This window comes from Pedobacter albus (assembly GCF_036324255.1).
Taxonomy (GTDB): domain Bacteria; phylum Bacteroidota; class Bacteroidia; order Sphingobacteriales; family Sphingobacteriaceae; genus Pedobacter; species Pedobacter albus.
In genome coordinates this window covers 835,093-861,309 of the sequence record NZ_JAZDQT010000002.1, presented here as the reverse complement: position 1 = coordinate 861,309, position 26,217 = coordinate 835,093, and the positions used below count along the sequence as shown (strand labels likewise).

At 46.1% G+C, this 26,217-nt stretch carries 23 protein-coding genes; 14 read left to right on the top strand and 9 right to left on the bottom strand.

Annotated elements, in window-relative coordinates:
• Positions 1-7: 7 nt before the first annotated feature.
• Positions 8-2,500: a TonB-dependent receptor gene (locus tag VRU48_RS13530; protein WP_330108451.1), complete on the bottom strand. Its 2,493-nt coding sequence runs from the start codon at positions 2,498-2,500 to the stop codon at positions 8-10.
• A gap of 99 nt (positions 2,501-2,599) precedes the next feature.
• Between VRU48_RS13530 and VRU48_RS13525 the strand changes: the two genes are divergently transcribed.
• Positions 2,600-3,202 carry a thioredoxin family protein gene (locus tag VRU48_RS13525; RefSeq protein WP_330108450.1) on the top strand — a complete coding sequence of 201 codons (603 nt, stop codon included), beginning with the start codon at positions 2,600-2,602 and terminating at the stop codon, positions 3,200-3,202.
• A gap of 435 nt (positions 3,203-3,637) precedes the next feature.
• On the opposite strand, the gene VRU48_RS13520 is transcribed toward VRU48_RS13525, so the two are convergent.
• A complete protein-coding gene (locus tag VRU48_RS13520) occupies positions 3,638-3,919 on the bottom strand; it encodes an ATP-dependent Clp protease adaptor ClpS (RefSeq protein ID WP_330108449.1) in 282 nt (93 codons plus the stop codon).
• 137 nt (positions 3,920-4,056) lie between these two features.
• On the opposite strand from VRU48_RS13520, the gene VRU48_RS13515 reads away from it, so the two are divergent.
• Both VRU48_RS13515 and VRU48_RS13510 read left to right on the top strand, forming a co-directional pair.
• Complete coding sequence (locus VRU48_RS13515) at positions 4,057-5,103, top strand: 3-oxoacyl-ACP synthase III family protein (protein WP_330108448.1); 1,047 nt, start codon at positions 4,057-4,059, stop codon at positions 5,101-5,103.
• A 25-nt stretch (positions 5,104-5,128) separates the two neighbouring features.
• A complete protein-coding gene (locus tag VRU48_RS13510) occupies positions 5,129-6,070 on the top strand; it encodes a Smr/MutS family protein (RefSeq protein WP_330108447.1) in 942 nt (313 codons plus the stop codon).
• A 1-nt stretch (position 6,071) separates the two neighbouring features.
• Here the strand turns inward: VRU48_RS13510 and VRU48_RS13505 are convergent, their stop codons facing one another.
• The 6 genes from VRU48_RS13505 to dcd form a co-directional block, all read right to left on the bottom strand.
• On the bottom strand, positions 6,072-8,810 hold the full coding sequence (locus VRU48_RS13505) for a hypothetical protein (RefSeq protein ID WP_330108446.1): 2,739 nt from the start codon (positions 8,808-8,810) through the stop codon (positions 6,072-6,074).
• A gap of 11 nt (positions 8,811-8,821) precedes the next feature.
• On the bottom strand, positions 8,822-9,697 hold the full coding sequence (locus tag VRU48_RS13500; protein WP_330108445.1) for an SDR family oxidoreductase: 876 nt from the start codon (positions 9,695-9,697) through the stop codon (positions 8,822-8,824).
• Between the two features lie 111 nt (positions 9,698-9,808).
• On the bottom strand, positions 9,809-10,573 hold the full coding sequence (locus tag VRU48_RS13495; RefSeq protein WP_330108444.1) for an enoyl-CoA hydratase/isomerase family protein: 765 nt from the start codon (positions 10,571-10,573) through the stop codon (positions 9,809-9,811).
• Between the two features lie 6 nt (positions 10,574-10,579).
• Positions 10,580-13,003 carry a TonB-dependent receptor plug domain-containing protein gene (locus tag VRU48_RS13490; protein WP_330108443.1) on the bottom strand — a complete coding sequence of 808 codons (2,424 nt, stop codon included), beginning with the start codon at positions 13,001-13,003 and terminating at the stop codon, positions 10,580-10,582.
• Between the two features lie 13 nt (positions 13,004-13,016).
• Positions 13,017-15,719 (bottom strand): TonB-dependent receptor plug domain-containing protein, encoded by a 2,703-nt coding sequence (locus tag VRU48_RS13485; RefSeq protein ID WP_330108442.1) that lies wholly within the window; start codon positions 15,717-15,719, stop codon positions 13,017-13,019.
• Positions 15,720-15,799: 80 nt separating this feature from the next.
• The gene (gene dcd / locus VRU48_RS13480; RefSeq protein WP_330108441.1) at positions 15,800-16,336 is read right to left on the bottom strand and encodes a dCTP deaminase; all 537 of its coding nucleotides are present in this window, start codon (positions 16,334-16,336) and stop codon (positions 15,800-15,802) included.
• 67 nt (positions 16,337-16,403) lie between these two features.
• Between dcd and VRU48_RS13475 the strand changes: the two genes are divergently transcribed.
• The 6 genes from VRU48_RS13475 to VRU48_RS13450 all read left to right on the top strand — a co-directional run bounded on the left by VRU48_RS13475 (position 16,404) and on the right by VRU48_RS13450 (position 20,564).
• Positions 16,404-17,045 carry a 4'-phosphopantetheinyl transferase family protein gene (locus VRU48_RS13475; protein WP_330108440.1) on the top strand — a complete coding sequence of 214 codons (642 nt, stop codon included), beginning with the start codon at positions 16,404-16,406 and terminating at the stop codon, positions 17,043-17,045.
• An 11-nt stretch (positions 17,046-17,056) separates the two neighbouring features.
• Entirely contained in the window at positions 17,057-17,785 is a 729-nt protein-coding gene (gene lipB, locus VRU48_RS13470; RefSeq protein WP_330108439.1) for a lipoyl(octanoyl) transferase LipB, read from the top strand.
• Between the two features lies 1 nt (position 17,786).
• A complete protein-coding gene (locus tag VRU48_RS13465; protein ID WP_330108438.1) occupies positions 17,787-18,845 on the top strand; it encodes a serine hydrolase in 1,059 nt (352 codons plus the stop codon).
• 134 nt (positions 18,846-18,979) lie between these two features.
• The gene (locus VRU48_RS13460; protein WP_330108437.1) at positions 18,980-19,471 is read left to right on the top strand and encodes a DUF5684 domain-containing protein; all 492 of its coding nucleotides are present in this window, start codon (positions 18,980-18,982) and stop codon (positions 19,469-19,471) included.
• A gap of 38 nt (positions 19,472-19,509) precedes the next feature.
• Complete coding sequence (locus tag VRU48_RS13455; protein WP_330108436.1) at positions 19,510-19,818, top strand: DUF2752 domain-containing protein; 309 nt, start codon at positions 19,510-19,512, stop codon at positions 19,816-19,818.
• A 29-nt stretch (positions 19,819-19,847) separates the two neighbouring features.
• Positions 19,848-20,564, top strand: a complete 717-nt coding sequence (locus VRU48_RS13450; RefSeq protein WP_330108435.1) for an SGNH/GDSL hydrolase family protein — start codon at positions 19,848-19,850, stop codon at positions 20,562-20,564.
• Here the strand turns inward: VRU48_RS13450 and VRU48_RS13445 are convergent, their stop codons facing one another.
• A complete protein-coding gene (locus tag VRU48_RS13445) occupies positions 20,565-21,296 on the bottom strand; it encodes an RDD family protein (protein WP_330108434.1) in 732 nt (243 codons plus the stop codon).
• A 94-nt stretch (positions 21,297-21,390) separates the two neighbouring features.
• On the opposite strand from VRU48_RS13445, the gene VRU48_RS13440 reads away from it, so the two are divergent.
• The 5 genes from VRU48_RS13440 to VRU48_RS13420 are packed head-to-tail and all read left to right on the top strand — an operon-like array spanning position 21,391 to position 26,169.
• Positions 21,391-22,341, top strand: a complete 951-nt coding sequence (locus VRU48_RS13440) for a stage II sporulation protein M (protein WP_330108433.1) — start codon at positions 21,391-21,393, stop codon at positions 22,339-22,341.
• A 1-nt stretch (position 22,342) separates the two neighbouring features.
• Positions 22,343-23,242, top strand: a complete 900-nt coding sequence (locus VRU48_RS13435; RefSeq protein WP_330108432.1) for a hypothetical protein — start codon at positions 22,343-22,345, stop codon at positions 23,240-23,242.
• A gap of 1 nt (position 23,243) precedes the next feature.
• Positions 23,244-24,008, top strand: coding sequence for a DUF4129 domain-containing protein (locus VRU48_RS13430; RefSeq protein ID WP_330108431.1), 765 nt, complete (start codon positions 23,244-23,246; stop codon positions 24,006-24,008).
• Positions 24,005-25,189 (top strand): DUF4350 domain-containing protein, encoded by a 1,185-nt coding sequence (locus VRU48_RS13425; RefSeq protein WP_330108430.1) that lies wholly within the window; start codon positions 24,005-24,007, stop codon positions 25,187-25,189. Before VRU48_RS13430 ends, VRU48_RS13425 begins: the two co-directional genes overlap by 4 nt.
• Positions 25,190-25,191: 2 nt before the next feature.
• Positions 25,192-26,169, top strand: coding sequence for an AAA family ATPase (locus VRU48_RS13420; protein WP_330108429.1), 978 nt, complete (start codon positions 25,192-25,194; stop codon positions 26,167-26,169).
• Positions 26,170-26,217: the final 48 nt, after the last annotated feature.

The following is a 26,217-nucleotide window of genomic DNA, read 5'->3' as shown; positions in this document are numbered from 1 at the left end:
TAAAAAATTAAAAGGACTCTTCGTTTGGTCTTCCACCCTCATCGTCGCCTTTTTTGGTTTTCTTAAAGCCGAAATCGGTTTTGCCAAAACGGTAAGAAAAAGTGAGGTTGCCCATGGTGCCTTGCATGTAGCGGCTAAAGTCAATCAATGAAGTATTGCCGTTTTGGGTCATCTGCCATTTTCTGGTGGCAAATACATCTCTGATGTTTAGGCTCAAACTGGCTTTCTTGTTTTTGAAATCGTATTTGGCGCCTGCATCCATGCCGTACATCGCTTTTCTGATGCCTTGGGCCATCACCTCGCGCGAGCGGTAGTCGCCTTTGATTTGCAGGGTGATGTTGTATGGCAATACAAAGTTGTTGGTTAAGTTGGCGTTGTAGCTAAAGCCCGAGTTTTCTACGATGCCGAATGCCGGAACACCCACAATTTTGCTTTGGTAAAGGTTAACGTTGGCGGTAAAGTTCCAAGCTTTGAGCAGATCGAATTTACCGATCAACTCTACACCACTGGCAATGCTGCGGGTTAAGTTTTGTGGGGTGCTGATGGTAATTCCGTTGGCATCGGGCTCGGTTCTGATCCTTTGGATTACATCGTTGGTTTGGCGCATGTAGGCCGACGATACCAAAGAGAATTTTTTCCAGAATTTGCTGTAGCTCAACTCAAAGGCATGCACATCTTCTGGTTTCAGGTTTACATTGCCCTGGCGATAGTTTAATGGGTCAGAAACATCCAAAAATGGATTGGTATCCCAGCCACGAGGCCTGTTTACCCTACGGCTATAGCTCAATTGTACTTGTTGGTCGCCCTTAAATTTCTGTGTTAAGAAAACGCTCGGGTATAAACGGGTATAGGCCACTTTGCCTGGCGTGTAAGCCAGGTTAGAGTTGACATCATATGAACCCAAATGCGTGTCTAAGCTGGCATCTTCGCCCCTTAAGCCCAATTGATAGCCAAAATTCTTGATTTGGTTCTGATAGTTCACATAAATGGCGTGTACCTGGTCTTTGCTGTTAAATTGGTTGCTCAGCGAATGGTTGAAATTGTAAGAGCCGTCGGCCGGGTTCAATACATCGGCATAGGTAGAGCTCTCGGCAATACGGATTTGGCTACGGTAGCCGGCCTCGATTTTACCGCCTTTACCCACCGGCAAGGTATAATCAAGTTGCGCATTGTAGTTGCGGTTCAAACCATCTCTATCGTTGCGCTGAATATCGGGCGTGCCGTTAACCGGATTGCCGTTGATATTGTACACATTGGTGTTGTAGGTTTGGAAATTGTCGTTGGTGCCTTCCGAAAAACTGATGTTGGCCGTAAGCTCTTCGCGTGGTTTTTTGAACTTTTGCGAAAAATCCAAATTCAGGTCATAGCTGTTGCCTTTGCCGCTATTGTCGTTAGAACGGTGGCTTAACGATAGCGGATTAAGATTGGCACCCAGCTGGTCGATAGACAAAAACTCGTTTTGGTCGTTGTTCCTGATGTTGAGCCCGGTAGAGAAGCTCACCACGCTTTTTTCGGCCAGGTAATAATCCAATCCTGCTTTCAGGTTATGGCCTTTTTCAAGGTTTTTCGAATCGGTATTTTGGTTGGCAAATGCGGTTGGATTGCTGCTGTTGAAATAAGAGATGTTGTTGTAGCCTCCGCCCATGCGATTGCCATAACGGTAGCTGTAATTGCCATACAGGTTTACTTTCTTGTTTTGAAAGCTCAGGCTGGTATTGGCGTTGTAGTTGTCGCGGTTGCCTGCGGTTAGGGCTACAGAACCGTTAAAACCCAGTTTCTTGTTTCTTTTAAGTACAATGTTGATAATGCCCGACTGGCCTTCGGCATCGTATTTGGCCGATGGATTGGTAATCAGTTCCACACTTTCGATAGAGCTGGCCGGGATAGATTTGAGGATCTGGGCTACATCGCCACCGGCAATTAACGAAGGTTTGCCATCAATCAGCACTTTTACGCCCGACGAGCCACGCAGGCTTACGTTGCCGTCGATATCGGTTTGCACAGAAGGTACGTTTTGTAAAAGGTCTGATGCAGAACCGCCTTCACTTACCAAACTCTGATCAACAGAGAATACTTTTTTGTCGATGCCCAATTGCATGGTTGTTTTGGGTGCGGTAACGGTTATCTCGTTCAGAACATTGCTTTTGGCGGTTTTCATTTTGATGCTGCCCAAATTGATTTCCTTAACGGCATCTGAAATAGAAACCGAATCGCGTACCATGGTTTGGTAGCCCACATAACTGGCCTTGAAAGTAAAGGTACCTTTGGGGATATTGGTAATGGCAAAAAGGCCATCCACATCGGTTTGTACCAGCTTGATGGTGTTTTTGGTTTTTTTGTCGATCAGCATGGCCGAGGCAAATGGAATGGTTTCGTTGGTTTGCGCATCAACGATCTTGCCGGTTATTTTGCCGATATTATTGGTTTGTGCAGAAAGTTTTACAGTTACAATACAAATAGCTAAAGTCAATAACAGAACTTTGCGGATACTATTTTTCATCTAAATCTTACTCTTTTTTAGTTTTTCCTAAATTGGAAGACAAAGGTCGGATGAGAAAGTTTAAAAAAACGAGGCGTAACTATTTTATTACAGCTAAACATGATTAATTACGGTAATATTTTTGATAACGAAGGTTTAAGTTATACTGCTTATCGCGAATTGGTAGACAAACTCCTGGCCGAAGGCAAAACCACGGGGCCCGATAACTCGGAAGCGATGTTGCATTATACCAAGATGAATGTGCAACGCATGAACCGCGTAGACAAGACCACAGTGCTGGGCAAAGATCTATTGGAAGCCATGGCCAAAGTAAAAGGCAAATACCACTTTTTGGTGATCAGCGAAGGCTGGTGTGGCGATGCGGCTCAAATTGTGCCTGTAATTAACAAATTGGTTGAACATGCACTTGCTCAATTCGACCTTAAATTGGTCTTGCGCGACCAGCATTTAGAACTCATTGATGCTCATCTAACCAATAACGGCAGGGCTATTCCGGTGCTTTTGGTACTTAACGAACAAAAAGAACTCGCTTTGCCTAAATGGGGACCAAGACCTTTGGTGCTCCAAGATTTATTGGCACAGTGGAAAAAAGAAAGCTCCGATATGATGTTGATTGCAGAACAGCTGCATGGTTGGTATGCTAAGGACAAAACCCAAAGCACGCAAGCAGAATTGGCCGAGTTGTTGGGTAAATTGAAATAGGCAGTAAAGCTGTTGCTATTTCTTTACCATTTAAGGCATGTAAGATTATTTAGGCTTTAGGTGGCAATAATTTTTAACCATTAAGGTTTTAAGCTTCTCTTTTTGTATGCTTTGAGGTTTAGCCTAAGGCGTCTGAGGTGGTTAAAAAATAGGTTAACCATTAAGGAATTAAGGTTTATTTAGGTTCTCTTTTTTGTATGCTTTGGGATTTGTCCTAAGGCGTCTGAGGTGGTTAAAAAATTAGGTTAACCATTTAGGAATTAAGGTTTGTTTAGGTTTCTTTTTTGCCGTATGCTTTGGGATTTAGCCTAAGGCGTCTGAGGTGGTTAAAAAATTAGGTTAACCATTAAGGCATTAAGATTGTTCAGGCCTTCTCTTATTGCGCACTTTGAGATGTAACCTAAGGCGTCTAAGGTGGTTAAAATAGGTTTAACGTTAATCGACGGTAACGGTTAAGCCTTCTTGTTGCAGAATTTTGCGGTAGACTTCCATTTCGGTAAACGACCCTTCTAAAACGGCACATTTGCCTTTGTTGTGTACTTCCCAGGCAATTTTTTCGCCCTGTGCCTCGGTATAGTCAAGGTACTTCATCATGCACCAGATTACATGCTCAAAAGTATTCACATCATCGTTCCAAAGGATCAGGCGATGAATGGTTTTCAGCGAAGTGAGGATTTCGTCTAATGTAAATGTTTCTTCCTTGGTTTCTGTTGCCATGCTACAAAAATAATAAATAGTATCTAGATATAGATGTAAGTTGTATGATATGAAAATTAATGAGCCCATATCGGCGCATCAGGCATGCAACTATAGGTCTCAAAAAATAACTACATTTGTTTGTCAAACCACTCAGTATGCAACAGTCAAAAATTGCGGGCATAGGCTATTACGTGCCTAAAAATGTTTATACCAATACCGATTTATCGCGTTTTATGGAAACCAGCGACGAATGGATCCAGGAACGTACGGGCATCAAGGAACGTCGTTTTGCCGACAGATTGGAAGAAACCACGACCACCATGGGTATCGAAGCGGCTAAAATTGCCATCGCTAGAGCCGGAATTACTGCTCAAGATGTCGATTTTATCATTTTTGCTACTTTAAGCCCCGATTATTATTTCCCGGGATGTGGCGTGTTGCTGCAACGCGAAATGAAAATGAAGGAGATTGGCGCCCTCGATATCCGCAACCAATGCTCGGGCTTTGTGTATGCGCTTTCGGTGGCCGATCAGTTCATCAAAACCGGCATGTACAAAAACATTTTGGTGGTGGGAAGCGAGAAGCATTCTTTTGCCATGGATTTCGAAACCCGTAGCCGCAATGTATCTGTTATTTTTGGCGATGGTGCCGGAGCGGTGATCTTGCAACCCACACAAAAAGAGGGACAAGGCATTTTGAGTACACATTTGCATAGCGATGGCGCCGACGCCGAGATTTTGGCCATGTTCTATCCCGGTTCGCATGCCAATAAATGGATGCCCGAAAAGCCTGGTTATCCTGATCAAGAGTTGGGCGGTTTGTTCATAACAACCGAGCAGTTGGAAAGTGGCGCGGCCCTGCCTTATATGGATGGACCAGCCGTATTTAAAAAAGCGGTAGTCAAATTTCCGGAGGTGATTAAAGAGGCTTTGGCCAAAAATAACCTCGAAGCCAAAGATATCGACCTGTTAGTACCTCATCAGGCCAATTTGCGCATCAGCCAATACGTACAGCAGCTGTTGGGCTTGCGCGACGATCAGGTATTCAACAATATTCAAAAATACGGCAATACCACGGCCGCTTCGGTGCCTATTGCGCTTTGCGAAGCCTGGGAAGCCGGGAAAATCAAAGAAGGCGATTTGGTTTGCCTAGCGGCCTTTGGCTCGGGCTTTACCTGGGCCAGTGCCTTATTGAGGTGGTAGTCCCATTTACAATTGAACTAAAACAATGAGTTTTAAATTAGGAGATTTCGTCCGTTTTGTAGACGAAAAGCGCGAGGGCTATATTACCCGTGTAATTGATGCACAAACTTTTGGGGTAACCGATACCGATGGTTTCGAAATTCCGGTGGTTGCCGCTAACCTTACCCATGTGCACGGCCATGGAACGGCACAAGGACAAGAACCCCAGCAAGCTATACAAACCGTAGCCGATTTTAAGGAAGAAGGCGTGTTCTTGGCTGTTGCCGAAGATTCGAAAGCCAGTTCGGTGGCTCATTTTACCTTGGTTAACCGCAGTTCCTACCAGTTGCTGCTTAGCCTAAAAACAGAGACTAAAGGCCAGTACAGAGGCGAGTTTGCCGGTGTAGTTCCGCCTAAGGCGCAAACGCAGCTCTTCAGTGCCAATTTGGGCGATTTGGATAATTGGCCACAATATATTTTTCAGGTATTGTATTTTACGCCAGGTAACCTAAAACCTAAAGCGCCACTTAGTCTGACCAAAAAATTCAGGAGCAAGGATTTCAATTCGGCCAAACAACAGATTGCCGAAATCAATAAATATGGCTGGTTGGTACAGCTGGATGAGCCGGCGCCTCTCATCGATCCGCAAAAACTAAAAGAAAGTTTTTTTAGGGGCGAAACACCAAAGCCAGTAGTGCCGGTTCCGCCACAAGAGGTAGATCTGCATATCGAAAAGCTGCGCGATGATTATCAGTTCCTTTCCCAATCGGAAATTATCGATATCCAATTGGCACATTTCCGCCAGTTGCTCGATGCGGCCATTGTACATCAGTTGCCATCCATCGTTTTTATACATGGCGTAGGCAATGGCACGTTAAGACATCATATTCATCAAACCATCAGCAAGCATCCACAGGTGAGAACCTTTATGGATGCCCGCAAAGAGAAGTTTGGCTATGGCGCTACCGAAGTAGTCTTTAAGGTATAATCTATTTTGATTCGGTAGGGATTGCAATATTGATGTTGCCCTGCTTAAAGCCAAATCTGCCCAGCAAATCGGTTCCTTCTGCCTTAATGGTATAGCTGCTTGGCTTATCGGCCGCATAAAACGAAACGCGGGCCTTTCCGTTTTCGTCGGTTATCACGTTGGCGTTCCAATAAATGGTCGAGCGGAGATCGGGCAGGGTATTGGTTTGGTCGGCCGTATATTTTGGACTGTAAAATTCCTTTCCCAAACTTAACGGCAAAGGCCTATACACATATACGCCCGGCACCGTAGCCACCCACGGGCCGCTGCCGCTTCGCGTAGTAATTTCGAGGTAGTAAAATACGCAACCTTTATAAAGTTGGATGTTTTTAATGTCCGCTGCGTTAAGGTAGTTGAAGATTTGTTTATTGGCATCAAACCACTCTCGTGGGCCGGCGCCCTGTACCACTTTATAGGTGCTTATTTTGTCTATCCTGATAGATAAAATAAGGTTTGCCCCGATAACATATTCGTCAAAACTATAATGGCCTGCTCCTGAATAACAAGATGGATACCAGGAATTACTTGCTCTAAAGCCTTTGAATTTTTCCGTTAAAAGGTTGAGCAGGGTTTTGCGGGGCATCTTTTTCAGCTCCTCTTCCGTAATGAACTGTTTTATCCTGGCATCCCAGGCTACTTCGTAGGTAATATTTGGGTTGGCGCCCTTGATTTCGACTTCTTTTAAGGTGGTGCCGGTTAAAGGCGCCATGATGCGTTCGGTTTGCTTTGCTTTCTCTTTGGCATTCAGGAGATATTTGAGCGCCGTACTGTCGCTGTTTACGTACCAGGGATTAGCTTTTGGCGCCAGGCCAATAGGCAAAGCGGGCACAAATTCTTCTACAGTGATATTGGCCGAAGAGACCTTGCCCTTGGCATTTTTGATCTTGATGGTGTAGGCGGCGCTATCCAGCAGCGGCAGGTTGTCGAAGCTGAAATTTCCGTTGCTGTCGCTAACGGTATCGGTAATCAATACATCCTTGCCCAGAGAGAGCAGGGTAAGTTTAATGTCGGGCACCGGCTTGTTGAACAGGTTGCGTAGCCTGCCAGTAATCTTGTTGCCGTTTTCGGCTATGAATTTGGGGCTTTCCTGTTTTTTCAGGATGTCGTTCCAACTGTAGCCGATCCAGCCCTGGGTAAGCATCAATTGGTCCAAGGCCGTTTGGCTGTGCGCATCAAAGGTCTTAAAATACCAGCCGGCATCTTCCACAAGGCCTTTGAGGTTGCTCTGCAGCAGGTAATAAGAATTGATGTTGCCTGCTTTGGCTGGCTGCTGCACCTGTGCGTTGTCGGTCACGGCTACAGCAAAAGTGCCTTTTACGGGCTTCCCGTTTTCGTCGGTTGCGGTTATATCGATGGCAATGCTGTCCTTGGGCTTATAGCTTGGCCTGGTTTCGAAGTCCAGCTTTACATACTGTTTGAAATTGATGAAGGCGTTGCGTTCGTTTAGCGGCTGTCTGTCGGGAGAGAAAAGCGTAAAATGTACGATGCCGTCGGGGAAGATATGCTTGGGCAGCCTGAGGTTGCTGAAACCGTTTTGGAGGTTGAGCCTGGTGGCCAGGATAATGCTGTCGCCCACCTGAGCCAGCAGCTCGTAGGCCTGGTCCGTTCTTTTTGATGGGCTGGCCTTTACAAACACATACAAAGAATCGGGCTTGGCCAAATGGTCAATCCTCAAGGTAGTGCCTTCGGCCTTGGCCAAGGGAAGCTGTACCTGTTTTTCTTTTCCGTTGAGGCTAAAAACGGCAAAATAAGCCTCGTCTTTCTTTGGCAGCAGGAAAAAGCTGCCCATGCCGAGGTGGGTACTTGCAAAGGTGCCCAACTGTTCTTTTTTATTGTTTACGATTTTGCCACTGATCTCCTGGCCCAGGCCGTCGGTGCCAATGGCCTTGAATGCAATTTTGTTATAGATATCGTTGACCAGATAGCCGCCTTCGGGCATAAACTGGAGGTCGAGGTTGTCGGGGTCCTTTAAGGCCAGGGGCAGAACGGCTTTCTTCGACTTGTCTTTTTTATCGAGGATAAGCAGGCTGTAGCCGGGGTTCAGGTTATTGGCAGGGAGCTTTACGTCGAACACGCCATCTTGGCTGGTCTGGATCTCGGTGCGCATCAATCGCTTTTGGCCGTTCATTAAATATAGCTCCAGATCGCGGTAGCCTGCAGATTCGTTTTTCGTGTTGCTCAGCCGGGCTTTGATGTCGAGGCTGCGCTTGCCATCCTGGCCAACAAGCTGCTGGCTGGAAGTCAGCAGCCAGGTTTTGTCGTTTGCATTGCCGATGTAGAAGCTTTTCGAGAAATAAAAATCGGCACCAAGGTTCTGTTGCCAGTTGGTATAGGCCCTAATGCTGTAGCTGCCGTCGGTTAGCTTCGGATCGAGCGCAAACTGTCCAAACCCGAGCCCGTTGTTTAGGGGAAGCACCAGTCTTTCGACCAGCTGGCTGCTGTCGTTGAAAAGCTCGACGTACAGCCTGTCGCTTCGGGTATTGATGTTGTGGTCGGCGTTGAGCAGGAAGGATTTGAACCAGAGCGTATCGCCTGCGCTGTAATAGGGCTTGTCGAAGGAGAGATAGGCTTTCTCGGTAGGAAACAGGCTGTAGTGCCGTTGCACCTGGCTGCTTACCGAAGCCTGTGTTTCCTGTGCCAGCAATTTTGCTGTGGCACACCAGCCCAATAGGCCAAACAGGATGAAGAGTTTAATTTTCATAACCGGTAATTTTAACTTCCTTTAGCCGAACGTGTCATCTGCTCCAGCATATCCCACATTTCGGTAGGAATGGCTTCGAGCCCGTTCATTTGTCCTGCACCTTGCAGCCATTCGCCACCATCAATAGAAATGACTTCGCCATTGATGTAGCCCGAAAAATCACTCATTAAAAAGGCGGCCAAATTGGCCAATTCCTGATTTTCGCCCACGCGCTTAAGCGGCACACGATTTTTGAAATCGAATTTTTTGGCCAAATCGCCGGGCAACAGCCTATCCCAGGCGCCTTTGGTTGGGAATGGGCCAGGTGCAATGGCATTGGTGCGGATGCCGTATTTGCCCCATTCTACAGCCAGCGAACGGGTAAGGGCCAATACCCCACCTTTGGCACAGGCCGACGGCACTACATAGGCCGAGCCGGTAAAGGCGTAAGTGGTTACGATGTTTAGAACCGTAGCCGTTTGTTTTTGCGCAATCCAGTGCTTGCCAAAAGCCAAGGTGCAATTGACGGTACCTTTCAGCACAATGTCGATGATGCTCGAAAAAGCGTTGGCCGATAGGCGTTCGGTTGGCGAGATGAAATTGCCAGCGGCATTGTTCAACAAGCCTTCTACGCTGCCAAATTTTTGTAGGGTTTGTGCCAGTACTTCTTCTACCTGGGCATAATCTCGCACATCGCATTGCACAGCCAGTACCTTGCCACCGGTTTCGGCTTCCATTTCGTTAGCCGTTTTTTGCAACACATCTAATTTACGGCTGGTGATGACCAAATTGGCGCCCAGCTTTAAGAAATAAGTGCCCATGGCGCGGCCCAAGCCGGTACCTCCGCCGGTTACTACAATGGTTTTTCCTTTGAGTGCATCGTCTTTTAACATCGGTTCGTTGTACATGGCTTTATGAATGATTGAATGATAGAATGACTGAATTGCTTTAATTGTCTAATTGCTGGATTGTTAAATTGTTGGAGGGCTCAATTGCTCGCCTGTTGAGCCTTTCAAGCATTAGGACTTCTTTTGCAGGCCGTCTATAATGGTTTTTAAAATGCTTCTGGTGGTAGGTGCCCACCATTGTTTCAGCATCACTTCAAGGTCGGCACTTTGGTCGGCGCTGGTGCTTGCAATCAGTTCCTTGCGGATGTTGATTTTGCTTTGCTGCCAGGTGTTGCGCTCAAAAGCCATGTATTTTCTCACTTTGCGTTCGGCTGCGGTTAAAATGCTTTCGGGTTTTACCAATTCGTCTACCAAACCAACGTTCAAGGCTTCATCCGGACTAAACAGTTTCCCTTCTAAAAGATTTCTTGTTGCCGATGCTTTGCCCAGCCAAAATGCGTAGAGGTTAAAAATGCTGTTGGGTACGATAATGCCTACCGGAACTTCATTTAATCCGATAATGTATTTGCCCTCGGCCATTACCCGCGCATCGCAGGCCAAGGCAATGACACAGCCACCGGCAGGACTATGGCCATTAATGGCGGCTACCAATGGTTTTTTAAAAGCCGTAATCTTAGCTACGAAATCCAAGAACAAATGCCAGAAGCTTTTGGCTTCTTCTTCGTTGTAGTTGTAAAGCTCGATCAGGTCTAATCCGGCCGAGAAAAAATGCTCCCTTCCGGTAATCACTACGCCGCCAATATTGCTATCGTTTTCAATGTGATGCAACATGTCGGCCAGTTCGGTTACCATTTCGCGGTTCATGGAATTCGATTTGCCCCTGTTCAGGGTAATGATGGCCAAACCGTCTTTTATGCTTGTTTCAATTGTGTTCATGGGTTCTTATTTTACTTCATAAGTATATACTTTTCTGCCCAAATTACCAAAAGCATCCATGCCTTCAACGGTAACCTTGTAGGTGCCAGGGCTTCCTGCGTTAAAATAGCTGAGCTTGGCTTTGCCTTTGATGTCGCTGTTCAGGTTGGGTTGCCAAAAAACAGTGGTTCTCAGGTCTTCCATTTCTTTGTTAACCTGCGGATCGTCGTAGTTGGGCATGTAAAATTCCTTTATGGTGGTGAAGCCCCGGTTAGCCAATCTGATTTTGTTGAATGTGGTTACGGTTTCGAATTCGTCTAACTGCTTGGTAGTAATCAAAACCACGCCCCAATAGCCATCCTGCCCATAAAGAACGGTGTTGTAGTTAGAAGTAAGCACTTCTATGCCTTCTACCGTACCTGGCGGGATGTCTTTGATTTTATCCTGGCCAATCTGAACGCCATCTAACAATACCATGATAGGTTTTGGAACAACCGAGGTGATGGAAACCGTACGGAAGCTGGAACGCACATAATTGCCGGCATAGAGCATAATGCCCGGGATACCTAAAAATGCCTGCTCCAAACCGGTTTGATGCCTAAGCTTGTCTTTGGTAATGACGTAATCTGCCTGGCCAGCCAAATTTCGGGAGCCTCTGATTTGGTTTACCGGAATAGGCGATTTTTTGGATTTGATGTTTACCTCGTTGAGCTGTATGGCACCATCGAGCATATTGTATTTTTTAAGATCGGCGTAACGTTTTCTGGTTTCTGCCAGGTACTCGGTTAGGTTAAAGGTATTGCCAACGGGATTGCTCAAAACCGTAGGCGAACCATCGAGCCTGATGAGCACGTTGTCGCTTTCGTTTTTGCTTTTGGCTTGCATAATAAAGGTTACGCTATCAGGAAGATCCAGCCTATCGAAGATAAACCTGCCATTGGCATCGGCTATGGTATCTAAAACCATGGTGAAGTTTTTGGTGGTCGAGAGGAGGGTTACCCTGGCATTGGGTACTGGTTTCTTGCTCGCATCGTAAACAATGGTGCCCCCAATTTCGAGGCTTTTTTCTATCCGGTAGTTAAGCACAGGCATTTTGTCTTCCTGAATATCTTTCCAAACAAACCTGCGCCAGCCTTGGGTAAGCATAAGGTTGTCTAGCTGCCTTGCTTTCTCGTCGGTTACATTGTTAAAGTAGTAGTTTGGCTTTTCTACATAGCCTTTCAGGTCGGAAGTAAGCAAGAGGTTAGAGAGGATGGTAGTTTCCTGGTCATCGTCGAAAGGAACCTTGCCCATATCGGTTATGGCTACCGAAAAATTGCCATCTATGGGGTTACCGTTGGCATCGCTCACCATAAAATCGAGTTCTGTTTTGGATTTGGTGTGGGCGGGTTTGGTATCGCGGATGTTTATTTTTAAGGCATCCTGATGGTTAACAAAAAGCAGGCGTTCGGCTATGGGCTTGCTGTTCGAATCGAAAAGCGTAAACTGGACAATGCCTGTAGGAAAAGTGCTGCTGCGTGCCGTAACCGATACGTTTGCGCTTTCTGCCTTGATGGGAAAAGAGGCGTACACCACGCCGTTAGCCTGCGCAACTACATACAGCTCTTTTCCCGTAGCCAAATCTGGCGTGCTGGCCACACGGATGTTGATGTTGTCGTCGGCTGCGTTAATGGCCAAAGCATGGCCACTGGCACTGGCTTGTGGCAAATCGAAGGTTTTGGTTTGTCCGGTGCTGGTAGCCACCACTGCGGTATATTTTTCTCCGGCTTGTGGCATCAAAGCAAATACGCCCATTCCGGCATGCTCGGTGGTAAACTGGGCTACTTTTTCTTTTTTGGTGTTTTCGATATACCCCGAGAGGTTGATGCCAAATCCATTGGCGGCTACGGCCTTTACCCCAACTTTGGCCCTTACGTTGGCAAGCAAGGTGCCTCCTTCGGGGAAAAACTGCAGGTCGAATGCCTGTGCCTTGTCTTCGGTTTTAGCCGTGTTGGTTTCGTTTACATTGCCAATGTTGAACGATTTTTGAAAGAAAAACCGCTCGTCGTAATTGCGCATGTAATGGGTGTAGGCGCGTATGCTGTACTGGCCCGAAGCCAGCGAATCGGCCAAGCTCAGGTTACCGAAGGCAGTGCCTTTGTCTACGGGCAGGGTTATCTTTTTCTTGATGTTGTTTTTGGCGTCTATCAGTTCTACGTACAGTACAGCGCTTAAAAAAGAGGGTTCGTTCTTTTCGGCAGTAACCAGGTAAGCCTTCATAAAAATGGTTTCGCCACTGGCGTAATAAGGCTTATCGGTTTGCAGGTGTATTTTTTCTTGTGGGTAAGTGGTCGTTAGCTTGGCCAGCTGTTTGAGTATTTTTTCTAACGGATCGTCGGGATATTTAAAGCTCAGGCAGACGATAGCCAATACGCTGAGCAGAGAAAGCTTTAATTTGAGATTGGATGGCATAAATAGGTTTAGGTTAGTTAACGGTATAGGTATACACTTTTCGTGCAAGGTTTCCGAGGTTGTCAATCCCTTCTATCACAATTCTGAAAGTTCCTGACTGGTCGGTGTTGAAATAGTTGATGTTGGCCTTTCCGCTAGGGTCAGAAACCACTTGCGGGTTCCAATAAACCGTGGTGCGCAAATCGGGCTTGCTGTCTTGGTTGGTATTGTACTTTGGCGAATAGAATTCTCTTACGGCATAAAATCCCTTTGGCGCATAGGTTACAATGCCCGGCGCATACCTGTTGTAGCTGGTGTTGGCGCCGCCGCGCTTAGAGGTAATTACCAATACGCCGCTGCCTCCGTTCATGCCGTAAATGGCGGTATTGGCAATGCTTTTCAGTACTTCTACACTTTCTACATCCTGCACCACAATATTGTCGAGGTCGAAATCATCGCCCATGTTCATGCCGTCTAAAACAATGGCCATCGGTGTACGGCCATTCAATCCGCCCGAACGCATCATGTAGGCCTTGCCATTGCTCACGGTTACGCCAGCAATGCGGCCCGAAAGAAACTGCGACAGCGAAAATGCGGTTTCAAGGTCTTTTTCGGTAAATACCTGATCGGCATGTCCGGCACCGTTAAGGTTTGAAGAATTGGGCGCCGGATTTTTCTTCTCAACAATTTTTACCTCGTCGAGCATAATGGTACGGTCTAAAAGCCCTCTTTTGCTCTGTTCGTCAAAATAACGGCCGCTTTCGGTCAAATAAGGCATCAGGCTTTCGTTAACGTTTACCTCGATGTCGCCGGTGTTTTTGTTGGGAGTCACGATTTGTCCGGGAACAATGTCCAAGTCGATCTGTACGTTTTTATTGTTCTTGTCTGTGCGCGCCTGTACCACAAATTTGGTGCTGTCGCCAAAAGAGATCTTATCAAAATTGAACCTGCCATTGGCATCGCTCAGGGTATCAACGGCAAACAAGCCTCCCGATGAAGAAAATAACGATACTTTTCCATTAGGCACGGGCTTGCCACCTTTGGTAATGATGCCGCTAATTTTCATGGTTTTTTCGGGCTGGTAGGTCATAGCCGGCTCCTGGTTGTTCATCAAGCTTTTCCAGCTTATTTTTCTCCAGCCTTGGGTAAGCAACAGGTTGTCTAATTCGGTGCGGGTTTTGGTGTCGTTATTAAGGAAATAATGGTTCGGCTTTTCTACATAACCGGTTAGATCTGCCGTAAGCAGTAAACGGGTCAGGATATTGCTTTCGTTGTCTAGATCGGGGGTTACGGTAGATGCATTGGTTACCGAAACCGAGAAGCTGCCTTGTACGGGCTTGGCCTCGTGGCTAACGCTAAAGTTAAAATCTACGTTACCCCGCTTGTCATAGCTTGGTTTCAGGTTGAGTGCGTTTACCTCGATTTTATCGCTCGGGTTGTTTACAAAAGCCAAGCGTTCGCAAACAGGCTGGTTGTCGGGCGTAAAAAGGGTGAGTTGCACGATGCCCGATGGAAATTCGGCCTTTGGCGCGCTCACGGAAACCAATTGTCTGGCGGTTGGCAGCTTGGTGGTAAAATAAACGTTGCCGTTGTGCTGGGCTACCAATCTGAGCTCGCCTTTGTTAACCAAGTCTTCAGTCATCATTACTTTAATGGCCATTTTACCGGTATCTACATTGTTTACGGCCATTACATAACCGCTGCTGGCTGCCTTGGGGAGCACTGTGCTTTTTTCTGTTCCGTCGGCCAGTTTGATTTTGGCGGTGTAGGTTTTGCCGGCAATCGGACTTAAGATAAACGAACCCATGCCCAGGTAAGTGGTTTCAAATTTGAGCAGTTCTGTGCCGTCGTTGTCTACTACGGCGCCCTGTACGTTCTCGCCGAGGCCATTTGCGTTTACGGCTTTGATGGCCACTTTGCTAGGCAAACCTTCTACCAAGCCCCCGCCTTCTGGAAAAAACTGTACGTCTGTGCCTTTGGCTGTGGTTTTGATGGGAATGTTTTTAACTATTTTTTGCTTGTTGGGCAGGGTAATGGTGGCGGTAATCTTGCCCGATTTGTAAAGGCCTGGTTGCGCGTTGGTGTAGCCGATTACAATTTCGCCATTGCTGTTGGTGGTGGCCTTGCCCTTTGCAATGCTGCGTGCGCTCAGCTGTACTTCGTAGGCCACTTCGCAGGCCGCGTAAGGCTTATTGTCTTTGTCGGTAAACTGAATGGTGCTGCTTACTTTCTCGGCATTGTTTTCGGTGCTCAGCACATCTTTGGTTTTGGTAAATACCTTATTGGCCCAAGAATTGCCGATTTTGATGGTTTTGTCGAAAAAGAAATCGGGGCCGGCGTTGCGCATCCATTGGGTATAGGCCCTGATGCGATAATTGCCTTCGCCTAGCGAATCGGTCAGCTTAAAATCGCCCCAGGTAATGCCGCTCTGCATGGGCAATTTGATCTGTTTTTTGATCGAATCGCGCTCGTTGATAAGCTCTACGTACAAAATGTTGCTGATGGTAGAGGGTTCCGATGTTTTGGTATCTACTACATAGGCCTTAAACCAGATATTGTCGCCAATGGCATAATAAGGTTTGTCCAGGTGCAGGTATATTTTTTCTTGCGGATATTTTTTGGTGTACTCTTCGAGCTTTTTGAGCAGTGCGGCAAACGGATCGTCGTCTGTGGTGAAAGCAGAAAGGCCAAACAAGGCCAATAAGGCAACGGATAAAATGAGCAGATTTCTTTTCATCGAAATAAAATAATAAAGCCTTAAGTTACAAAAACCTAAGGCTTTATTAAAATATAAAGAATTAAAAAGTTAGTTGATCGCTAAAAAGTGTTTTTCCACATCATGCTTTCTACGGGCCTGGTGGTTTTGTTGTTGTATTTGGCATTGCTCTTGGTGTTGTACATGTTGCTGATGCTGCCTTCTACCACAAAGTAGATCAATTGGCCAATGGGCATGCCGGCATAAACCCTAACCGGTTGTGCGCATGAAATTTCCAAGGTCCAGGTATTGCAAAAGCCTACATCGCCCTTGCCGGCGGTAGCATGAATGTCGATGCCCAAACGGCCAGTACTGCTTTTGCCCTCTAAAAAAGGAACATGGGCATGGGTTTCGGTATATTCGAGGGTTACGCCCAGGTAAAGCGTGCCTGGTTGCAGTACAAAACCCTCTTTCGGGATTTCGAAATGGTCTATTTGGTTGTGGGCCTTGGCATCGAGTACGCGGTCTTTGTAGGTGGCCAAATATTTGCCCAAATGTACGTCGTAAGAGTTGGTGCCCAAACAATCGATATGGAATGGCTCTATAATAATGGTGCCCTTATCTATTTCCTCAAGTATCAGTTTGTCTGAGAGTATCATTTTATGAAGTTTTGGACTAAATTATGATTAATTTAAGATACTTTTGTATTGATTTTCTAAATAAGAGATGCCAATAGTTTTTAATAGAAAAATTGATGACCAAACCATACTGGCCGTATGGAAAATCGAAGAAACCGAAGAAGAGCTTCTGGCCAGCCTGCAGCTTAAGCAGCACGAACTGGATGTAATCGCTTCGCTAAGCAACGGAAAAAGAGCCCTGCATTGGCTGGGCACCAGGGTATTGTTGCGTACCATGCTCAATACCGCCGACTATATCGACTGCCGCATGGACGAACATGGCAAGCCTTACCTGGTTAATTCGGATACCCATATTTCGCTGAGCCATTCTTACGACTATGCCGCCGTGATTGTGGGCAAAGACAGAAAGGTGGGGGTCGATATCGAACTCATCAAGCACAAAATCAAAAGCATCAAGCATAAGTTTCTGTCGGATGTAGAACTGGCCCAAAAGCAAATTGGCGACAATACCGACGGTCTTTATGTAAGCTGGTGTGCCAAAGAAGCCATTTACAAATGGCACGGCAAAAAAGGGCTGGAGTTTAAGCAACACATCCACATCAAGCCCTTTAAACTAAAAAAAGAAGGCTCGTTGCAGGCTTTGGTCGATTTGCCCGAAGGCACCCAAGAACTGACCGTGAGCTATTTTAAAACCAACGACGGCTATATGTTGGGCTATGTAGTGGCCTAAGGAACAAGTTTATGGAAAACAAAGACACGGCGCAGGATCTGGCCAACGAGGTAAAGGTGAAGTTTTTGGATTGGGGCCTGATCGATTATCAGGAAGCCTGGGACAAGCAGGAAGAGCTTTTTGGCCAAACCGTTGCCCTTAAAACCCGAAACAGAACCGAAGCTACAGCTATCCCAACCCCCGATTATCTGGTGTTTTGCGAACACAAACATGTTTATACCTTGGGCAAAAGCGGGCATCCCGAAAACCTGCTACTCGATGAGGAAGGCCTCAAAGCCAAAGAAGCTACCTATTATAAAATCAACCGGGGCGGCGATATCACCTACCATGGCCCAGGCCAGATTGTGGGTTACCCGATACTCGATCTCGACCATTTTTTTACCGATATCCACCTTTACCTGCGAACGCTCGAAGAAGCGGTCATACTCACTTTGGCCGATTATGGCATTGAAGCCGGGCGCTATCCGGGCTATACCGGCGTTTGGCTGGATGCCGATAACAACAAGGCACGTAAAATATGTGCCATGGGCGTACGCTGCAGCCGTTGGGTTACCATGCATGGCTTTGCCTTTAACGTGAATGTCAACCTTGATTACTTTAAAAATATTGTGCCTTGTGGCATCGACGATAAGGATGTAACCTCGCTGCAACGCGAATTGGGCAGGGAAGTGGATATAGCCGAAGTAAAGGAAAAATTAAAGGGGCATATTGCCTCCTTGTTTAAAATGGAACTGGTTTAACATGAATAAATGGCTGTTGAGTTATATGTTTTTGTTGGTAGGCTTAACTGCTCAAGCCCAAAATCTGGACGAATTGGTTAGCTTCATCAAACAGAACCCCAAAAAGGCATCCATTTATTTAATAGAAGGTGGCCAAACCACCATTAATTTGAACAGCAGTCAGGTCATGCCCTTGGCCAGCGCAGCCAAAACCATCATTGCTATCACCTTTGCCAAACAGGTGGCGGCTAAAAAGATATCGCCCACTACAAAAGTTGCCGTGCAAGATTTGGCCAAATATTATATCCCCAATACCGATGGGCAGGCACATCCCAACTGGCTCAAATCGATTGGTAAATCGGCTGCCGACAGTGTAACCCTGCTTCAGGTGGCCAAAGGGATGATCAAGTTCAGCTCTAATGCCAATACCGAATACCTGCAGGATTTGTTGGGCTTGGCCACTATTAATAAAACCTTGGCTACGTTGCAGTTCAAGTCGCACCAGCCTTTGTATTATTTTACAGCTGGCGCTACCATGGCCACGCTTCGGCCCGAAGGCAAAAACAATGAAGAATGGATCAAGGAATTGAGCGTCCTATCTTTGGCAGCCTATGCTAAAAAATGCGAAGAAGCCCACCAAAGGCTCAAAACAGACCCCGATTATATCAAGCAATTTAGCTTTGCACGTCTTCCTTTGTCGGTACAAAAAGTTTGGTCAGACAGGCTGGTGGGCAGTACCACTTACGATTATGCGCAACTGATGCAAAAAATCTTGGATGGCAAGTTTTTTGAGCCCAAAGTACAAAGCGTGCTCGAAAGCATCATGGAGTGGCCCATGGCTTATTCGGGCAACCAAGCCATGTTTAACCATTTGGGGCAAAAGGGCGGCTCAACGGCTTTTGTGCTCACCGATGCCTTTTATGCCAGTGCAAAGAACGGAACCAAAATAGCCTGTGCCTTTTTCTTCAATAACCTCGATGCGAAAGAAAATGCCATGGTCAATAAACATTTTGGCGACTTTGAAGCCAGCATACTCACCGATGCCGATTTCAGGAAAAAACTGGTCACAGCGCTACGCTAACGGGGTTTATTGAATTGATGCGGTGGTGTAATTTGTTTATAGCCAGTGAGTAGTGTTAAGAAAAATAACTTTAATTTATTTTGTTGTTTGAATAGAACCACTAATTTTAAGTTAAACTAAAAACTAAAAAAATTATGGACTATTCATCAGAGTACTCGTCTGCGGGTGCGAGCATATTCGCAGGCATTTTTTTAACCATTTGGCTAATTTCACTTGTTTTAGGCATTATTTCGATTGCCGGCATGTGGAAAACCTTTGAAAAAGCCGGCAAACCAGGCTGGGCGGCTATTATTCCCATCTACAACATTTATGTCATGATTGAAATTGTGGGTAAGCCTTCCATCTGGTTGTTGTGGTGCATATTGCCTTGCGTAAACTTTGTGTTTTGCATTTGGTTGCTTAATTTGATGAGCAAAAGCTATGGCAAAAGCGAGGGCTTTACTGTTGGTCTGTTCTTTTTGGGTTTTATTTTCTGGCCTATCCTGGGTTTCGGCGATGCCAAATATTTAGGGCCATCGGCAGCAGAGGCGCAAAATCCTTTCGGAAACAATCCGTTTAACAACCCTAACGGACCGTTTAACCAGCCACCTCCGCCTCCTGCACCGCCAAGTCAACCAGGAGTTTAGTTTCATTGGAATTGTTTCTAAGATATAGCCCATCTGCCTTGTTGCTTATTTTTAGCAAGGCAGATGGTTTTTTGTTGCCCTGTCCGTTTAAGTGGCTAACTGGCCTCGATTGTCCGGGTTGTGGCTTTCAGCGCTCGCTATTGGCCCTAATACGAGGCGATTGGCAGGCCAGCTTTCATCTTTATCCACCTACACTGTTGTTTTTGGCCAGTGCTTTGGCGGCACTGCTGAGTTATAGCCTTAAATGGAATGCCAATGCCAAATGGCTCAAAGCATTGTACCTGGCAACAGGTTTGGCCGTGCTGGTAAGCTATGGCTACAAGATAGTTACCCATCAGTTGCACTAGACAAAACCGTTTTGTGCAGAATTTCGTAAATGAAGTTGATGAAATTTAGCGGTATTTTCCTGTCATTTTGTTTATTATTGAGCTGCGATAAAAACACGGCTTCTGATATGAACACTGCTCCAATAGTGCCTTCGGGTACTCCTTTAACTTACCTGGCCTTAGGCGATTCTTACACCATTGGCGAGGCGGTTAGCGTCAACGAATCTTTCCCTTATCAATTAGCGGCACGGCTCAAAACGGCAAATCTGAATGTGCAACTCCCCAAAATCATTGCTAAAACGGGTTGGACTACCGACGAACTACAGGTGGCCATTAAGGAGGCCCAAATCAAAACAGCTTTTGATATGGTTACTTTGCTCATTGGCGTAAACAACCAATACCGTGGCTATCCGCAAGATACCTACCGCAAAGAATTTAAAGCCTTGCTACAAACCGCAATAAGCTTTGCTGGCAACAATAAAAAGCATGTTTTTGTGGTTTCTATCCCCGATTGGGGCGTAACGCCTTTTGGCAAGAACAGTGGTCGCGATGTGCAAGCCATTGCACAAGAAATAGACGCCTTCAATGCCATTAATAAAGAAGAAACTTTGGCGCTTGGCATAAGTTATACCGATATTACGTCTGGCTCTAGAAATGCCTTGACTGATGCTACGCTGGTTGCTGCAGACGGTTTGCATCCTTCGGGTAAAATGTATGCCGAATGGGCGCTGAAAGTAGCCGGGGCTGTCGAAACCAATTTTAAATAATCAGATCGCTCTTGAGGTAACCTGATTGTAATCCATCACAATGGTTCTCAGGAAATCGAGCTCGTTCATGCCTTCGGGTATAGCTGTGCCCAAATGCGATGATATTTTGCCAGCCATTTGGTAAACAAGCTTCGGATTAAAAGTTTTGTAGTAGGTGTTCAGCACTTCGTGCACCAGTTCTACATCCCGGTCGGTGAGCAGGTGCACGCTATCGAAAACAGGGGTATAAGCTTCTGTCGCGGGGTGGAAGGCAATGTGGTGCAGCTTGGTGCGCGGTACGGTTTTGATGACGGTTGTTCCCGCCACGATATCGCCAATACGTTGCTTGTTGTCTGAAAGCACCACGCAAAGAAAGCCACCAGCCCAGGCCGTGAGCGGAAAATCCACAATCCTGAAAACCCAGCGGATAAAATACTGGCCCAAGTTTGGCTGGCCACCATCGAGGCTCACCACCTTGGTTTTAAGAATATGTTTGCCCAAGGTCTGTCCGTTCATAAAAACCTCGCAAAGCAAATCGTAAAACAGGAAGAGAAAGGCATAAATAACCAGCATCACCTTGCCAAAAATGGCCGATTTTAACAGGTCGGTGGCACTGAAAACAAACAGGAAGATCAGAAAGGTAAGGCCAAGGGCGGCGATGTCGATGAGCCATGATGCCATGCGCTCGCCCACACCCGCAACCGGATAATCGATGTCTACGTGCTGACTGGTATTTACCTTAACTGTTTCCATGGCTCCAAATATAATATCGTTTTTTAATTTTTGTTGACTAATAAAATTTTTGTTTTATTTTAACAGAAAAATTCTAGAACCGGGAAATCTATCTATGAGAGAAGCGCTGTTTGTAAAGCAGAATGCCGAAAAGTGGAAGAACTATGAACAGCTGCAGACCAATAATCCAGATGAATTGGCCGAGCGGTTTATAGAGATCACCAACGATTTGGCCTACGCCAAAACTTTTTATCCCAAATCTAAAACCACGAGCTACCTCAATGGCATCGCCTCTTTGTTGCATCAGGCCATTTATAAAAACAAGAAGGAGGATGTAAATCGCTTTACCCGTTTCTGGAAGCTCGATTTGCCTTTGCTGTTTTTCAAATATCGCCGGCAGCTGCTTTATTCTTTTATCTTTTTTACGCTGTCTATGGCCATCGGTGTGCTTTCGGCCAAGTATGACGATACTTTCCTGCGCCTCATTTTGGGCGATGGCTATGTAAACATGACCAACGAGAATATTGCCAAGGGCGATCCTTTTGGCGTATACAAACAATACAACGAGTTTGGCATGTTCCTCATGATTGCCAGCAACAATATTTGGGTAACGCTGGTTACCATTGTAAGTGGCATATTCTTGTCTATAGGCCCCGTTTTTGCCATGATGAGGAATGGCATTATGCTGGGCGCCTTCGAATATTATTTTTTTAGCAAAGGTTTGGGTGCCCAATCGATTTTGGTGATCTGGATACACGGAACGCTCGAAATCCTTTCCATTATTGTGGCGGGTGGCGCCGGATTGGTTTTGGGCCATGGCCTGCTTTTTCCTAAAACCTACACCCGAATGGCGGCCTTTAGGCACAGCGCCAAGGATGCGGCAAAAATAGCTTTGGGCATTAGCCCGATTATCTTGCTGGCCGCCTTTTTTGAAAGTTTTATAACCCGACATACCGAAATGCCCGTTTGGCTGAGCATTACCATTTTGGCCAGCTCGCTCAGCTTTATGGTTTGGTATGTCATTATCTATCCTATACAATTAGCTAAACGCACTCAGTACAATTAACATGAAAGAACCTGTTGAATTTAGAAAAGTTAGGGAATTTGGCGATGTCATCAGCGATTCCGTTCTTTTTATCAAGCAAAATATCAAGCCCCTTCTAAAAGCCTACCTGTTTTTGTGTGGCTTTTTTATTTTGGCCAGCATGATCAACTCCGTATTGATCCAGCTGCAGTTGGGCAACCTGTTGGAAAGTGGCAATGCGGTTGAATATAGTAGGGGGGGCAGGCCGCTTTACATGTTCTATAACTTTACTCTGAACTATGTATTGATGTTTGTTTTTATCATCCTCAACTATACCGCCATTTACCTCACAGTGTTGTCGTACATCTCGCTTTACATCAGAAAGGGAAATGTGGCGCCTACGGTGGCCGAGGTTTGGTCGTATTTTAAATATTATTTTTGGCGCATGCTGGGCAGTGGTATTGTGATGTCGGTATTTTTGGGACTTTGCTTTGCACTTTGTCTTGTGCCAGGCATCTACGTTTTTCCGGCAGTTACGCTATTTTACCCTATCCTGATTTTGGAAAATGCCGGCTTTTCTTTCTCTTTTAACCGTGCTTTTAAGCTGCTGAAAGACGAGTGGTGGATTACTTTTGCCACGCTGCTGGTTGTTTTCTTTATTTACTATGCTTGTGTCATGGTAATACAGGTACCCGCGGTGGCTATTTCTATGGCAGGGGCCTTTATGCATAACAACAATGCATTTTTTGGTACTTATGGCGTAATTACGGCCATCGCCCAACAGTTTTCGCAGGTGTTTATGATCATTCCGATTGTGGCTGCCGCGATGATTTATTTTAACCTGGTTGAGCGCAAAGAAAGCACCGGCCTTATGGAAAGGATCGACAGTCTGGGCCAAAACGACACCAAAGACGACCATCCTTTTGTTCAAGAAGAATATTAACATGCGTTTAAGGCTGGTTTTTGTACTGTGGGTTGGGGTGCTTTTAAGTGCTGATGGCCATGCTTTGCAAACGCCAGCCAAACCAGTGCCGGCCAAAGTGGCAAAAACCATTAAGCTAGACAGCAGCCGGGTAGAGCAGCGCCAAATAGACCGTCAGGCTGTTGAAACCTACAGCAAGCAAAAGGAGTTTATTTACAAAGAAACCACGCCGCGAAATGCAAGTTGGTGGCGGAAACTAATGGCCTGGATTTGGGATTTGATTGGCAGGATTTTTAGGGGAGGCAATGCCGGCGATGGCATGTTGCTCAAATACTTTTTCATCTTTCTTAAATACTTTCTGATTGCCATTTTGGTGGTAGGCGTAGCCTATGGCATCCTCAAGCTGATGGGGCTCGATTTGCGCGTATTGGCCAAAAAATCGAAAGGCATCGAGGTTCCTTATGAAGAAAGCCTGGAAAATATCCATGAAATCGATTTTGACGAACAGCTGGATAAGGCCGTGCAGGAAGGCAACTACCGCTTGGCGGTGCGTTTGCTGTACCTCAAAACCCTCAAGCACCTTAGCGATAGGGATGTCATCCACTGGCAACCCGATAAAACCAACCAGACCTACGTGCTCGAACTGCAGAACGAAAACCAAAGAAAAGAATTTGCCCAATTAACCTACCGCTTCGAATATGTATGGTATGGTGAGTTTTTTATCGATAAGCAGAGCTTCGAACCCATAGCTCAATCCTTTCAACAATTTAACCAGCAGACCAAATGAACGGATTGAGAAAATATTTGGTTATTGCCGGCTTGTTGCTCGTGGTTTACATGGGCATGCAGTATTTTAAGCCGAAGCCGATCGATTGGAGGCCTACTTATTTAAAGGAGGATAAAATTCCGTATGGCACCTACATCCTATACCAGCGCATACACGATCTTTTTCCCAATGCCAAGGTGGAAGTGCGAAAAGAAGCGGTTTACAATACCTTGGAAGAAAATACCGGAGCCGTGGGTTCAAGCTATTTGATTATTGCGCCAGAGGTTGAGATTGACCAGCTCGACTACGAACAATTGGTGAGATATATGCAACGTGGCAACCAGGTTTTTATCGCTGCCTCCCGTATTAAAGGCGTATTGCTCGATACGTTGAATACGTCGTTTTCCAACAATGTTTATTTCAGGAACGGTAAAAAATATGCGGTCAATTTTTCCAGTCCAACCCTAAAACGCGATATCGATTACTATTTTGATAAAGGGGTTTGCGAACAGTATTTTGCCAAAATAGATACGGCCAGGGCAACGGTGCTGAGTACCAGGCAGGGCGAAGAAGCTAATTTTATCCGCTATGATTTTGGCAAGGGCGCGCTTTACCTGTTGCCCAACCCCGAACTGTTTTCGAACTACAATCTCTTGCGCGAAGATGGTTCCGAGTATGCTTCCAAAGCGCTGTCTTATTTGCCTAAAACAAATCGTGTGATGTGGGACGAATATTTTACCCGCCCCGATACGGCAGCCGAATCGCCGTTGCGCGTGCTGTTTAAACACGACCAGTTGCGTTGGGCCTATTACATTGCCCTTTTTGGCTTGATTGCTTTTGTGTTTTTCGAAATCAAAAGGCGCCAGCGCATTATCCCGATTATTTCGTCGCCTAAAAATACATCGGTCGAGTTTGCAGAAACCATCGGTCGTGTTTATTACCAACAACGCAACAACAAGGATCTTGCCGAGAAGAAAATAAGTTATTGGCTCGAGTACCTGCGCAGCAAATACCGTTTACGCACGGTAGATATTAATGAAGAATTTAAAGAAACACTGATCAGCCGTACAGGCGCCACCACCGAAACCATCGAGGGTCTTTTTGCAGAGCTGCAATACCTTAATGGCGGTTATTTGATAAGCGACCAAGACCTGATTAGATTAAATAAACTGATAGAACAATTTTATAAACAAGACCAATAGCTATGGAACAGGAAATGTTTGACCAAAGAACGGATTTGAGCCAGTTGAGCGCTGCCGTAGCCCAAATCAGAGAAACGCTGGGCAATATCATTGTGGGTCAAAAAGATACCATAGACCTGCTGATTGCGGGTTTGCTGGCCGATGGGCACATGTTGCTCGAAGGCGTACCCGGTGTGGCCAAAACCCTCAGCGCAAAACTGATGGCCAAATGTATTTCGGCTTCTTTTTCGCGGATACAGTTTACGCCCGACCTCATGCCATCAGATGTATTGGGCACGGCGGTATTCAGTCCGAAAACAGCCGAGTTCCAATTTAGGCAGGGCCCTATTTTTGGCAATATCGTGTTGGTAGACGAGATTAACCGGGCACCGGCCAAAACACAATCGGCACTTTTCGAAGCCATGGAAGAACGCCAGATTACGGTTGATGGGCATACCTATAAATTGGAAGAGCCTTTTATGGTATTGGCTACCCAAAACCCGATTGAGCAGGAAGGTACGTATCGTTTGCCAGAGGCTCAATTAGACCGCTTTTTGTTTAAGATAGAAGTGAAATATCCATCGCTTGAAGAGGAAATCGCCATCCTGACCAACCAGCATCAGCATAAGCCCGAAGAGCAGCTGCAGGAAATCAATGCGGTTTTATCGGTTGAGCAGATCAGAGCCCTGCGTGCTACCATCAAAGCTTTGGTGGTTGAACCAAAATTATTGGCTTTCGTAGCACAAATCACACACGAAACGCGCAACAACAAATCGTTGTACCTGGGAGCTTCGCCAAGGGCCTCGTTGGCCATGGTAAATGGTGCCAAGGCATTGGCCGCTATGGCTGGTCGCGATTTTGTAACACCCGACGACATTGTAAGGGTGGCCGTTCCGGTTTTGGCGCATCGCGTGATGCTGAGCCCAGAAAAAGAAATGGAAGGCCTAACACCAGCCGATATCATCACCCAGATCATCAAGAAAATAGAAGTGCCAAGATAGAATCATCGTCACGACGAGAAAGATTGCTTGGTCATTCTTACTCGCTAT